The 13,036-nt window shown below is 57.3% G+C and carries 10 protein-coding genes and 3 tRNA genes; 11 read left to right on the forward strand and 2 right to left on the reverse strand.

Going from position 1 to position 13,036, the window contains the following annotated elements:
- Positions 1 to 13: 13 nt before the first annotated feature.
- The gene (locus tag FXO11_RS07795; RefSeq protein ID WP_148862458.1) at positions 14 to 511 is read right to left on the reverse strand and encodes an RDD family protein; all 498 of its coding nucleotides are present in this window, start codon (positions 509 to 511) and stop codon (positions 14 to 16) included.
- 180 nt (positions 512 to 691) lie between these two features.
- Here FXO11_RS07795 and FXO11_RS07800 point away from each other — a divergent pair, with 180 nt between their 5' ends.
- The 7 genes from FXO11_RS07800 to FXO11_RS07830 all read left to right on the forward strand — a co-directional run bounded on the left by FXO11_RS07800 (position 692) and on the right by FXO11_RS07830 (position 7,486).
- Positions 692 to 1,894 carry a DUF5610 domain-containing protein gene (locus FXO11_RS07800; RefSeq protein ID WP_148862459.1) on the forward strand — a complete coding sequence of 401 codons (1,203 nt, stop codon included), beginning with the start codon at positions 692 to 694 and terminating at the stop codon, positions 1,892 to 1,894.
- 211 nt (positions 1,895 to 2,105) lie between these two features.
- Positions 2,106 to 4,733: an alanine--tRNA ligase gene (gene alaS, locus FXO11_RS07805; protein ID WP_148862460.1), complete on the forward strand. Its 2,628-nt coding sequence runs from the start codon at positions 2,106 to 2,108 to the stop codon at positions 4,731 to 4,733.
- 129 nt (positions 4,734 to 4,862) lie between these two features.
- The gene (locus tag FXO11_RS07810) at positions 4,863 to 6,095 is read left to right on the forward strand and encodes an aspartate kinase (protein ID WP_148862461.1); all 1,233 of its coding nucleotides are present in this window, start codon (positions 4,863 to 4,865) and stop codon (positions 6,093 to 6,095) included.
- 188 nt (positions 6,096 to 6,283) lie between these two features.
- Positions 6,284 to 6,487, forward strand: a complete 204-nt coding sequence (gene csrA, locus FXO11_RS07815) for a carbon storage regulator CsrA (protein WP_004582652.1) — start codon at positions 6,284 to 6,286, stop codon at positions 6,485 to 6,487.
- Positions 6,488 to 6,641: 154 nt separating this feature from the next.
- A tRNA-Ser gene (locus FXO11_RS07820) sits at positions 6,642 to 6,732 on the forward strand.
- 365 nt (positions 6,733 to 7,097) lie between these two features.
- Positions 7,098 to 7,174, forward strand: a tRNA-Arg gene (locus FXO11_RS07825).
- Between the two features lie 235 nt (positions 7,175 to 7,409).
- A tRNA-Arg gene (locus tag FXO11_RS07830) sits at positions 7,410 to 7,486 on the forward strand.
- 236 nt (positions 7,487 to 7,722) lie between these two features.
- Here FXO11_RS07830 and FXO11_RS07835 read toward each other — a convergent pair.
- On the reverse strand, positions 7,723 to 8,238 hold the full coding sequence (locus FXO11_RS07835) for a CHRD domain-containing protein (protein WP_227546075.1): 516 nt from the start codon (positions 8,236 to 8,238) through the stop codon (positions 7,723 to 7,725).
- A gap of 207 nt (positions 8,239 to 8,445) precedes the next feature.
- On the opposite strand from FXO11_RS07835, the gene FXO11_RS07840 reads away from it, so the two are divergent.
- The 4 genes from FXO11_RS07840 (at position 8,446) to FXO11_RS07855 (ending at position 13,022) form a co-directional block, all read left to right on the forward strand.
- Positions 8,446 to 9,321, forward strand: coding sequence for an alpha/beta fold hydrolase (locus FXO11_RS07840; protein ID WP_148862462.1), 876 nt, complete (start codon positions 8,446 to 8,448; stop codon positions 9,319 to 9,321).
- Between the two features lie 259 nt (positions 9,322 to 9,580).
- Positions 9,581 to 9,832 (forward strand): OadG family protein, encoded by a 252-nt coding sequence (locus FXO11_RS07845; RefSeq protein ID WP_148862463.1) that lies wholly within the window; start codon positions 9,581 to 9,583, stop codon positions 9,830 to 9,832.
- Between the two features lie 42 nt (positions 9,833 to 9,874).
- The gene (oadA, locus tag FXO11_RS07850; RefSeq protein ID WP_148862464.1) at positions 9,875 to 11,674 is read left to right on the forward strand and encodes a sodium-extruding oxaloacetate decarboxylase subunit alpha; all 1,800 of its coding nucleotides are present in this window, start codon (positions 9,875 to 9,877) and stop codon (positions 11,672 to 11,674) included.
- Between the two features lie 13 nt (positions 11,675 to 11,687).
- Positions 11,688 to 13,022 carry a sodium ion-translocating decarboxylase subunit beta gene (locus FXO11_RS07855; protein WP_148862465.1) on the forward strand — a complete coding sequence of 445 codons (1,335 nt, stop codon included), beginning with the start codon at positions 11,688 to 11,690 and terminating at the stop codon, positions 13,020 to 13,022.
- Positions 13,023 to 13,036: the final 14 nt, after the last annotated feature.

Here is a 13,036-nt window from a genome sequence, read left to right on the forward strand (position 1 = left end):
ATTCCGCTATGGGCTATTTTTGCGTTTTTTCGGGCTTGGGCACCTGCACCACCAGGCTCTCCGAAAACCGGTCCGTCCAACTCCTGTTCTCGCCGTCCCAGATCATCCAAAGATAGCCCAGTCCGCACGCCAACCAGCTCACCCAGCCCATTAGGAAACGGAGCAGGGCTTGGGGCCAGCGGATGGAGGTGCCGTCAGGGTTCTCGACTCTGACGCGCCACACCTGCATGCCCAGGGTCTGGCCGGTGTGGGTCCAAAAATAACCGAAGAACAGGAATAGCACGACAAACAGGAACGAGGTCAGCAGAGGGTCGCTATTGATCCGGCCGGCTTCCGCCATCTGTTTGTATTCTTCGAAGCCCACAACCCAAGCCGCAAGCAGCGTGTAGCCCCAGGTGGCCACGATCAGCACCGCGATGCAGATCAAACCGTCGTAAAGCATGGCCAATAAACGTTTGACCAGGCTTGCGGGGGGTAAGCGTTCGTCTTCCGGGTGAAAGCGGCGGGGCATAGGGGCTCCGGTTATCGGTTACTACGCGTCAGATCCGGCCCGAAGATAGGCTGCCGGGACCGACGAGGCCGCCCAGTATACCCAATCATCCCTAAAGTTTGAGCCTTTACAGCCGCTAAAGAGTCATAGTCGCGGGTCTGACGGCCTGTGTCCGAGCGCTTCAATGTGAGAGCACACACTATGGTTTCTTCCATTACCGGTCCCGGCTCTGAATACAGCCCCCGCCAAGGCGCGGAGCGTCAGAGTCCGGCTAGAGCCGAGCGAAATGCTGTTCCGGTAGGTGTTCAGGAAACGGCCTCGACTTCGGTTCGCACGCCAGAAGATGCGATCAACTTGCTGCGTACACGGCTCGAACAGAAGATGGAGCAGGCGCTGGGAGACTCGGCGCCGGGTGCACCGCGTACGGCAAGCCGGGGATTTGAGCCTCCCAGTGCGGCAGATGTAGCCAGCCGGGTGCTGGGGTTCGTTCAGAGCCGCCTACAACAGGAGGCGGAAGCGGGTGCCGGCAGCGACCGATTGGCAAACCTGCTGGAGCAGGCTCGTGCCGGTATCGAGCAGGGTTTCTCGGAGGCTCGGGAGCAGCTTGAGGCTCTGGGAATGATGAACGGCAAGCTGTCGTCCGAGATCGACGATAGCTTCGGCCGCATTCAGCAGGGGTTGGACGATCTGGTAAACCGCTTCTCCGGGGAAGCCCCCGCTGCTCAGGGCGTCGAATCGGCATCGGCCGTCCAAGTTGAAGCGGCTTCCCGTGAGCAACTGGCCTTCGAAGTGCGCACCCGCGACGGCGACGTGGTCACGGTGCGAATGGATGAACGCCGTTATGCCGGTGTCAGTACAGCCTCGGTTAGCAACCAGCAGGGCTCTGCCAGCCAGTCCTCGGCGGTCAGCCTCTTCGCGGGCCGTTACGAATTTTCCGTTGAAGGTGAGCTGGATGCGGGAGAGCGCGAAGCCCTGACTGCGCTGTTCGAGGATGTTCAGAATGTGGCCGGTCAGTTCTTTGAGGGCGATGTTCAGGCCGCTTTTCAGTCTGCCCGGAAGCTAAACCTGGGTGGCAACGAACTGGCGAGCTTTAGCCTCAATCTATCCTCGGTGCGTTCGGTCAGCGCATCCACCTACGAGTCGGTTTCGGAGCGCCCATCGACGGCAAGTCAGTTGCGACCACTGGCCGGTCTGGCGCGAGATATCCAGGCGCTAGGCCGCGAGAGTATGGACAACGGGCTCGATGCGCAGATGTTGGGCAGCCTGATGGATCGGATCATGTCCGATGCCCAGTCCCGTTCGTCAGTAAACCTTGAAACCGGTAACGAAGACCTCATGAATAACTTCTGGAAGGCAATCATCGGTTCGCTTGATCAGGCCGGAGGTGGCGACAGCGAGAGTTAATCCTCATTTGCTCCTGTCATAGACCTCAGACCACTGTCAGCGCCGCCTTCTGGGCGGCGTTTCTCGTTTTTAACCCCAACGGCCTGTGCTAGAGTAGCGCCCTTATCTACGGCATTTACGCCAGACTGGATACCGATTCGAGATAATCGTATACGGTGGACTGTCTCGGTCTGTTGAATCGAACTTGTGACGAGGCGATCAGGACACGGCTATGAAAACCGCAGTATTGCGACAGACTTTTCTGGAATATTTCCAGCAACGGGGACACGAAATCGTTCCCAGCAGCTCGCTGGTTCCCCATGACGATCCGACCCTGCTGTTTACCAATGCGGGTATGAACCAGTTCAAGGACGTATTCCTCGGCCGTGAAGATCGGGGCTACTCCCGTGCCACCAGTTCCCAGCGCTGTGTCCGCGCCGGCGGCAAGCACAACGACCTCGAGAACGTGGGTTACACCGCGCGTCATCACACCTTCTTCGAAATGCTGGGCAACTTTAGCTTCGGCGATTACTTCAAGAAAGAAGCCATTGAGTATGCCTGGACCTTCCTGACTGGTCAGGACTGGCTGGGGCTACCCAAGGACAAGCTGCTGGTTACGGTCTATGCGTCCGATGACGAGGCCTACCAGATCTGGAACGAGCAGATGGGTGTGCCGGCGGACCGCATTGTCCGTATCGGTGACAACAAAGGCGCACCTTACGCCTCCGACAACTTCTGGCAGATGGGCGACACCGGGCCCTGTGGGCCGTGTACCGAAATCTTCTACGACCATGGTCCGGAGATTCCCGGAGGACCTCCAGGCACACCGGAAGAGGACGGCGACCGTTTCATCGAGATCTGGAACGTGGTCTTCATGCAGTTCAATCGCACCGCTGACGGCGACATGCAGCCGCTGCCCAAGCCCTCGGTGGACACCGGTATGGGACTGGAGCGCATCACTGCGGTCCTGCAGGGCGTGCACAGCAACTACGAAATCGACCTGTTCCAGAATCTACTGAAATCAGCCTCCGAGATTCTGAGCGGTGTGGACACCAAGGAAGCCTCTCTGCGCGTGGTGGCCGACCATATCCGTTCCTGTGCGTTCCTGATCGCCGACGGCGTCATGCCATCCAACGAAGGCCGCGGCTTCGTGTTGCGCCGAATTATCCGGCGCGCGGCCCGCCACGGTAACAAGCTAGGTGCCCGTGAACCGTTCTTCTATAAGCTCACGGGTGCGTTGGTGGACCTGATGGGCGAAGCGTATCCGGAGCTGGTCCGGACCCGGGCGCAAATCGAAAAAGTACTCCTGCAGGAGGAAGAGCAATTCGCGCGTACCCTCGATAAAGGCTTGCGCTTGCTGGAGCAGGATATTGCCGAGCTGCAGGGTCACGAAATCCCCGGACAAACCATTTTTACCCTGTACGACACGTATGGCTTTCCGGTGGATCTGACCAACGATATCGCGCGCGAGCGGGGGTTGTCCCTCGACTACGAGGGTTACGAAAAGGCGATGGAAGCCCAGCGTGAGCGTGCCCGGGCCGCATCCAAATTCGGTATCGACTATAACGTCGGCGCCGGCCTGGAAGGCAGCACTGAGTTTACCGGTTACGAGCAGATCGACGGTCACGAAACCATCCGGACCGTGCTGGTAAATGGCGATGCTAAGACTGCTCAGGCCGGTGACGAGGCGGTTGTGGTGCTAGAGCGCACGCCGTTCTATGCCGAATCCGGTGGCCAGGTGGGTGATGTCGGGCTGCTGACCTGGAGTGGCGGCCGTTTCCAAGTGAATGACACGCGTAAAGAGGGCAAAAACCACCTGCATATTGGCACGGTGATTGAGGGTGAGCTTTTCCCGGGATTGGAAGTCGATGCCCGTATCGACCATGCTCGCCGTCAGTCGATCGCCTTGAACCACTCTGCAACGCATCTCCTACACGCGGCGCTGCGTAACATCCTTGGGGATCACGTTACTCAGAAGGGGTCATTGGTGGATGCCGAGCGTCTGCGATTCGACTTCTCGCATTTCGAGCCGGTCACGCCAGAGCAGCTCAAGGCGATTGAAGAACAGGTTAACGATCAGATCTTGGCCAACGCACCGGTGGGTATTGAAATCACCGATATGGAACAGGCCAAGACGAAGGGTGCGGTAGCGCTTTTCGGCGAGAAGTACGGCGACGAAGTGCGTGTATTGAGCATGGGGAAGGATGATTTCTCCGTAGAGCTTTGCGGTGGCACGCACGTTTCGCGTACGGGAGACATTGGTGCTTTCAGGGTGACCTCGGAGAGCGGGATTTCATCCGGTGTTCGCCGTATCGAAGCCGTCACTGGCAAGGGAGCCCTGGCCTGGATGGACGAGACCGAGACTCGCCTGCGTACGGTGGCGGGTCTGGTTCGCGGTAGTCGCGACAGTGTCATCGAAAAGGTCGAATCGACTCTTGAGCGCAACCGTCAGTTGGAAAAGGAGCTGGAGCAGCTCAAGGCGAAATTGGCGAGTTCAGCCGGTTCCGACCTGGCGGGCTCCGCGGTCGACGTGAATGGTCTGAAAGTGGTGGCGTCCGAGCTCGAAGGGGCTGATCGTAAGGCGCTGATGGACACCGCCGACCAGCTCAAGAACAAGCTGGGTTCCGCGGTTGTTGTCCTTGCCAGTACAGAGGACGGTAAGGTGACGCTGGTGGCCGGTGTCACTAAGGATGCGACCGGCCGGGTCCGTGCGGGCGACTTGATGAAGAAATTGGCGGAAGCCGTGGATGGTAAGGGTGGCGGTCGTCCGGATATGGCGCAGGGCGGTGGATCCAACCCGGCCAAATTGTCAGAGGCATTGCAGCAAGTTGCGACGTGGGTCCACGACGCAACGAGCTAGGGCCGGGGCGTCTGGCGGGAGACAGTATCCAGTTTCCTGAACTGGCTTTATAATCGCGGCGCTGTGCCGGATGCTGCTGGCCGGCACGAGATATTACACGAGACTGACTGGCGGAAATTAAGGAACACGATGGCACTTCTGGTCCAAAAGTACGGCGGCACCTCAGTGGGCTCTGTGGAGCGTATCGAGGCGGTTGCAGAGCGGGTAGAGCGGTCCCGTGATCAGGGGAACGATATAGTGGTGGTGGTCTCGGCCATGAGCGGTGAAACCAACCGCCTGATTGGTCTGGCAGCCCAGATTATGGAAGAGCCGGCGCCCCGGGAGATGGACGTTCTCTTGTCCACCGGCGAGCAGGTGACCATTGCGCTGCTCTCCATGGCCTTACAGAAGCGGGGTATCGAGGCGCGTTCCTATACCGGTTCGCAGGTACGTATCCTGACCGATAATGTTCATACCAAGGCGCGTATACAGAGTATCGACGAAGCGAATATGCGCGGCGACCTGGAAAAGGGCCGTGTCGTCGTGGTTGCGGGTTTCCAGGGTGTCGACGAGCAGGGCAATATCACGACGCTGGGACGCGGCGGTTCCGATACCACAGCCGTTGCTCTGGCCGCGGCCCTGAAAGCCAGTGAATGTCAGATCTATACTGACGTTGACGGTGTTTACACGACCGACCCGCGGGTGGTGGATAGTGCGCGTCGCCTGAAGCGCATCACCTTCGAAGAAATGATGGAGATGGCGAGTCTGGGTTCCAAGGTGCTCCAGATCCGCTCGGTGGAATTTGCGGGCAAGTACAACGTGCCATTGCGGGTACTCTCAAGCTTCGGTGAAGGCGAGGGGACCCTGATTACGCTTGATGACGAGGGTGACATGGAACAACCGGTGGTTTCCGGCATTGCGTTTAACCGGGATGAAGCGAAGCTGACGATTTCAGGTGTACCCGATACGCCGGGCAGCGCACTTCGTATACTTAAGCCCATCAGCGAAGCAAATATCGAAGTGGACATGATTGTCCAAAATGTCGGCGCTGATCACCGCACGGACTTTACCTTTACCGTGCATCGTAATGATTACAAGCGTGCGCGGACGGTGCTTGAGCAGGTAGCCTCTGAGTTATCCGCTCGCGAAGTGAACGGCGATAGCAGAATCGCTAAAGTCAGCATCGTTGGCGTCGGTATGCGATCACACGCGGGCGTCGCAACCCGGATGTTTGAATCCCTCTCTAATGAAGGAATCAACATTCAGATGATTTCGACCTCGGAGATCAAGATCTCGGTAGTGATCGATGAAAAGTATCTTGAGCTGGCTGTTCGTGCGCTGCATAGTGCCTTCGAACTACACCAGCAGGATGGTGAGGCTTAAATTGGCGGACTGCTGGTTGCTCCGTCCAGGCCTCTGGAACAAGGGAACGATTCGGTTAGCTAGCCAGGCTCGGTGATTGTCCCTACGGACAAATCCGAGTTACGGAGGCTGCGTCGTCCCGCTATAAAATAGGTAGTTTGTTTTTAAATCGTCGGAACAGGTAGCTCTGGACAAAAGGAGTAAAGGACATGTTGATTTTGACCCGCCGCGTTGGCGAAACCTTGATGGTTGGCGATGAAGTCACCGTCACGGTACTGGGGGTAAAGGGCAACCAGGTGCGTATTGGTGTCAATGCGCCGAAGGAAGTTGCCGTGCACCGCGAGGAAATCTACCAACGCATTCAGCGTGAGAAAACGGATCCGGACGCAGAACCTGAGCCGGGCAACATGTAAGGAAGCCAGGAAAAACCCGCTGCAGAACCGCGGGCGGGTTTTTTGATTTGCGACAGTGCTTATTTCTTCTAACAGATTGAAAACGATACTGGAAAAAAGCGCTGTCAACCCTATGAAAGCAGAAAAATTGTGGTACTATACGCCGCGTTCTCAAGGAGAGGTGGGTGAGTGGCTGAAACCAGTTCCCTGCTAAGGAACCATACGCATTGCGCGTATCGAGGGTTCGAATCCCTCCCTCTCCGCCATTTTTCTTGAAGGGAGAAGTGTTCTCTTGAAGAGAGATGCAGAGGACATCTGCTCTAGCAAAGCAGAGATCTGTTTTATCGGATGACGGCTGTAACGAGCCGATTGGATAAAGCACCTGGCGATGAGCCAGGCGGTCGGGAGGATCGGCCGGTTAACTTTTTTTGCGCGGCTGTAGCTCACCGGAGCGCCGGCCGGCTGGATAAAGTACCTGGCTACGAACCAGGCGGTCGGAGGTTCGACCGAGTACGCGAAGCGTGCGAAGGAACGTCGGAGCGAAAGCGACGATGGCCCCGAAGGGGTGAGGGCTGAAAGCCCGAATAATCCTCCCTGAGAGGATTGAAGCAGTAAGATGTGTGAATGATGCGCGGCTGTAGCTCAGCTGGATAGAGTACCTGGCTACGAACCAGGCGGTCGGAGGTTCGAATCCTCCCAGCCGCGCCACTTATTCAATGTCGATGGCTCGTGCACCCCGAGTTTTTGGTGTCGAGAGATCGGATGGGATTCGAGCCGAAAGAGGTTCGACCGAAGCATGCAACGCATGCTGAGGAGCGCCGACGCAAAGCGGCGGCGACCCCGAAGGGGCGAGGGCCATCGGCCCGAGTAATCCTCCCCTGGCAGTAACTGCCAAACCGGACAGGTTGAGTCTTTTAGGAAGCTCGACTGAAACAAGTTTCACGCGGCTGTAGCTCAGCTGGATAGAGTACCTGGCTACGAACCAGGCGGTCGGAGGTTCGAATCCTCCCAGCCGCGCCATATCAAACAAAGAACCCCGCCATGAGCGGGGTTTTTTGTTTGCATAGCGTTGAGTTCCGGTGGGATTCGAACCGAAAGAGATTCGACCGGAGCGTGCAAAGCACGCGGAGGAACGTCGGAGCTTGCGACGACGGCCCGAAGGGCGGGGCCGCAGGCCCATAGTCATCCTCCCAGCCGCGCCATATCAAACAAAGAACCCCGCCATGAGCGGGGTTCTTTGTTTTCACGCCTTCCCACTACTTCCCGTGTGAATGCTCATGGGTCTCCATCAACTGTCCCCGGATCGCGCCTTTCGGATACTCCGGGTTGTGTACGTTGATGTAGAACTGATCAGGATTCTGCAGAATACGCTGCACGATACCGGACTCTCCCGTCGGGAATTTGCCTTTCTCTCCCTCGGTCAGGCAGTCGCCCGCATTGCCGTCTTCCGGACCCGCGAGGTTAGCGACCACGTCGCCGTTTTCGCCTTTGCCTGCTTCATGGATATGGGCGGCCATGCCTTCCTTGACCGGTACCATGCCAATTTTGTTGACCACAATCACGTAGCACAGGGTGGCTGGATCGCCATCGACGCCGAACACATAGCCCATGCCGGTGCCATCCATGTCGCCCTCGGTGCCGACCATCGAAGCGCCCTCGAGCTGCGTTTTCAGCACTGGGTTGGTATGTCCGGCAAAGGATGTAGAGGCCGTGAGTAGCGCGCCACAGGCGATTCCGGTGAGCATGCCCAGTTTTTTGATCGAGTTATTCATAATCCCTCCAGTAAGTCATCGTATTCCTATAAAGCATGGCGACAGATCTGTTGCCTATGATGAAACGTTCTGAGAGGCCAATCGGATGCACGCTGCAATTTTAAGTACGGATGTTGAACGGTTGGCGCGGATCATTGAGTGAGGTAGCTTTGAAGTTGTCAGCCAACGATTCAGTACAGCAACCTCGTGGAGAAAGGTGTGTCGGCAATGTCCAATTTCCAGCGCATTGTACTTGCAGATTGGGTGAACCTGGCCCGCTTCACGACGCTTGGTGGTCACAAGGTTGCCCATTGGGACTTCGGTAGGGGCGAGGCGCTGGTTCTGATCCATGGGTTCCCGACGTCATCGTGGGATTGGTCGAAGGCCTGGGAACCGCTGGCGCAGTCTTATCGAGTGGTTGCTATGGATTTGCTGGGCTTTGGTCTCTCCGACAAGCCCTGGCCGCATCGCTACAGCATCCATGAACAGGCGGACCTGATCATGGCGCTTTTGGATTCACTGGGAATCGAGCGCTTTCATGTCTTGGCGCACGACTATGGCGATACGGTTGCCCAGGAAATACTCGCCCGTGATTTGGAGGCGGATACCCGGCGGGTGCGTTCGGTAGCGCTGCTAAACGGCGGCCTGTTTCCGGAGGCGCATAAGCCCTTGTTCGTACAGAGGCTGATGGCAAGCCCGCTGGGGCCCATTACCAGCCGTCTGGTTAGCCGGAGCGCTTTCGGGCGTAATATGAGCCGAATTTTTGGTGAGGATAATCCGCCCGATACCATCGAGCTGGATGCCTTTTGGCATTTAATTGAGAGGGGGCAGGGCGTTCGGGTGATGCCGGGGCTGATCCATTATATGGCCGAAAGGCAAGCGCACCGGTCGCGGTGGGTTGGTGCGCTGGAGCGCGCCAAATGCCCACTGAGATTGATCAATGGTGTCGATGACCCGATATCCGGCGAACACATGGTGAAGCGCTACGAATCCGTGGTGTCTGACCCCGATGTGGTGCGCATAGATAGATGCGGCCATTACCCTCAAGTCGAGAAGCCCGCTGAAGTTTACTCGGCCTACACGTCTTTTCGCGAACAAACGTGACATTGTTTTTCTTTTAAAACAAATGATTGCAGCATCGTCCGAGTTGACCGGAAGGGTCGCGTATCTGGCCTATTCTGAGGGTTTTTACGGATTGCTTTGGTTGCTCACTAGTGGCGAAAACGGTAAATTACGCAGGATTTTGCCATCCGATTTTAACGAAACTGCTCTGGGGCCCGCATTCTAAAGGGGTTTCTGCTCTGTTTAGTAGCTCAGCGCAGCAGGCAAAGTCGGGTAAATCCGCATAAGAAAGGTACTACTCATGGGCGATTTGATGACCAAGGCCGTCGAGCTGATGGTTGCAGGCATGGGATTTGTTTTCGTCTTCCTGATAATTCTGGTGTTTGCAACCGGCTGGATGTCCAAGGTTGTGGCGAAGTTTGCGCCACCCGAACCGGCTACCCCGGCCCGCACTCCGCGAGCCAAGCCCGCAGCGCCAGCGTCGGTTGATCCCGACACAGCCGAGGCGATCAAACAGGCAGTCGCGAAGTTCCGGTCACGCGACAAAAAGTGACCCGGCATACCTATTAGAACCTTTAAACAGAAGGCTGACACGATGACAGATTCTAAAAAACCACTGGGGATTACCGACGTCATCCTGCGTGATGCGCATCAATCCCTTTTGGCCACCCGGATGCGGCTGGACGATATGCTGCCAATCGCCGAAAAGCTCGACAAGGTCGGCTTCTGGTCGCTGGAATCCTGGGGCGGAGCAACGTTCGATTCCTGTATCCGTTATTTGGGTGAAGATCCCTGGGAGCGTATCCGCGAGCTTAAGAAAGCCATGCCCAATACCCAGCAACAGATGTTGCTGCGGGGCCAGAACCTGCTGGGCTACCGCCACTATGCGGATGATGTGGTTGACCGTTTCTGTGAGCGCGCTGCCGAGAATGGCATTGACGTGTTCCGTATTTTCGATGCGATGAATGATCCCCGTAACCTGGATCGCGCCATCAAGGCCGTTCGCAAGACAGGCAAGCACGCCCAAGGCACCATCGCCTACACCACAAGCCCGGTGCATACCATTGACATGTGGGTTGAGCTGGCGAAAGAAGTTGCCGCCATGGGTGCTGACTCCATCGCGATCAAAGACATGGCGGGTATTCTTAAACCGTATGTGGCTTATGATCTGGTCAGCCGTCTGAAGAAAGAGCTGGATATCCCCATTCACATGCAGTGCCACGCTACCACCGGCATGTCTACCGCTACCGCCATCAAGGCGGCAGAAGCCGGCATCGATAACGTGGATACCGCCATTTCCTCCATGAGTATGACCTATGGGCATTCGCCCACAGAGGCCGTGGTTGCGATTCTTGAGGGTACGGACCGTGATACCGGTCTTGACCTGAATTTGCTCGAAGAGATCGCCAGCTACTTCCGTCAGGTCCGCAAGAAGTACGCGAAGTTCGAGGGCAGCCTGCGGGGTACCGATTCCCGCATCCTAATTGCCCAGGTACCAGGCGGCATGTTGACCAACATGGAAAACCAGCTGCGTGAGCAGAACGCGGCCGATAAATTCGACGATGTACTGGCCGAGATTCCCAAGGTTCGTGAAGACCTGGGCTTCATTCCGCTGGTCACACCGACGTCGCAGATCGTAGGTACCCAAGCGGTACTGAACGTTCTGACCGGCGAGCGCTACAAGTCCATCTCCAAGGAAACCTCGGCCATCCTCAAAGGCGAGTACGGTGCGGCACCGGCGCCGATGAACAAGGAACTACAGGAGCGTGTTCTGGATGGCAAAGAGCCTGTTACCTGCCGTCCGGCGGATCTGCTTGAGCCGGAAATGGACAAACTGTCCGAAGAGCTGAAGAAGCTGGCAGAAGAGAAGGGCATCAAGCTGGCGACGGACACCGTCGATGACGTGCTGACTTACGCGTTGTTCCCACAGATCGGCCTCAAGTTCCTGGAAAACCGTGGCAATCCGGATGCATTCGAGCCGGTACCAACCGCAGAGGACGCGAAAGCAGCCACGGCGCCTGCGAAATCCAGCGGCCCCGAAACGTACACCGTCACGGTGAACGGCAAGGACTATGTTGTCGCTGTATCCGAAGGTGGCGAAATCTCTCAGATCGAAGCGCAGGGCGGCAGCAATGCTGCAGCGTCAAGCCCGGCTCCGGCAGCAGCGCCCGCAACGGGTGGGGGCGAGCCGGTCGTTGCACCGCTCGGTGGCAATATTTTCAAAGTACTGGTCTCACCCGGGCAGGCTGTCGAGGAAGGTGAAGTGCTGATCATTCTGGAAGCCATGAAGATGGAAACAGAAATCCGCGCACCCGAGGCCGGTACGGTGGGTGAAGTCTTCATCAAGGTCGGTGACGCTGTCGCTGTCGGTGATGAAATGCTGACAATCGCATAAGGGCCAGCATTCCATGGATAAAATAATGACGTTATGGACAGGTAGTGGCCTGTTCAATATCGAGCTTGGCCAGGTGATTATGATCGCCATCGGCCTGTTGCTCCTCTATCTTGCGATCAACAAGAAATTTGAGCCGTTGCTTCTGGTACCCATCGGGTTCGGCGGCATTCTGGCGAATATTCCGGAGGCAGGGCTTGCCCTGACTGCGGCGGAAAATGCAGCCCACTTCGCCCTGAAGGACGGGACGGCGCAGATTCTGGCTGCGTTAGCAGCGCCATTGGATGTGTCTTACCAGGCCGGGCAGGCTGTCACACCCGAGCTGAAAGAGGCCTTCAAGGTGGCTTTCAAGGAGGCCAGCTACTCTGAGATGGCGATGGCAAACGCCGTTGCTCAGGACTTCGGCTATGGGCATGGCATGCTTTATAACTTTTACTCCGTGATTATCGGCAGCACAGTGGGTCCGCTGCTGATCTTCATGGGTGTCGGTGCCATGACGGACTTCGGCCCCCTGCTTGCCAACCCCAAGACCCTGCTGCTAGGCGCTGCGGCGCAGTTCGGTATTTTCGGTACGGTTATCGGTGCGGCACTGTTGGACTGGACCGGTGTGCTGGATTTCACCATCCTGGAAGCGGCTGCAGTTGGCATCATCGGTGGCGCGGACGGTCCGACGTCGATCTATGTGTCCAGTGTTCTGGCGCCGCATCTTCTGGGGGCTATCGCGGTCTCGGCCTACGCCTATATGGCGTTGGTGCCGATGATCCAGCCGCCGATCATGAAAGCGCTGACCAGCGAGAAAGAGCGGGCCATCAAGATGTCCCAGCTTCGCCCGGTGAGCAAAACCGAAAAGATCGTATTCCCGCTGGTGGTTCTGATTGCGGTCGTGCTGTTCCTGCCGGATGCGGCGCCGCTGCTGGGTATGTTCTGCTTCGGTAACCTGATGCGTGAGTGTGGTGTGGTCGAGCGTCTGAGCGACACCGCCCAGAACGCGCTGATCAACATCGTGACTATTTTCCTGGGTCTGTCGGTGGGCTCCAAGCTGATGGCCGACAAGTTCCTGGATGGCCAGACACTGGGCATTCTGGGTCTGGGTATTGTGGCCTTCGGTGTGGGTACCGCAGCCGGTATTCTGATGGCGAAGCTCATGAACAAGATGAGCAAAGAGCAGATCAACCCGCTGATCGGTTCTGCCGGTGTATCCGCGGTGCCGATGGCAGCCCGTGTGTCCAACAAGGTCGGTCTGGAGGCCAACCCTCAGAACTTCCTGTTGATGCACGCTATGGGTCCGAACGTAGCCGGTGTCATCGGTTCGGCGGTTGCCGCCGGCGTGATGATCAAGCTGCTCGGCTGATCGTCACTGTGTCA

It is taken from the genome of Marinobacter fonticola, from assembly GCF_008122265.1.
In the GTDB taxonomy this organism is placed as follows: domain Bacteria; phylum Pseudomonadota; class Gammaproteobacteria; order Pseudomonadales; family Oleiphilaceae; genus Marinobacter_A; species Marinobacter_A fonticola.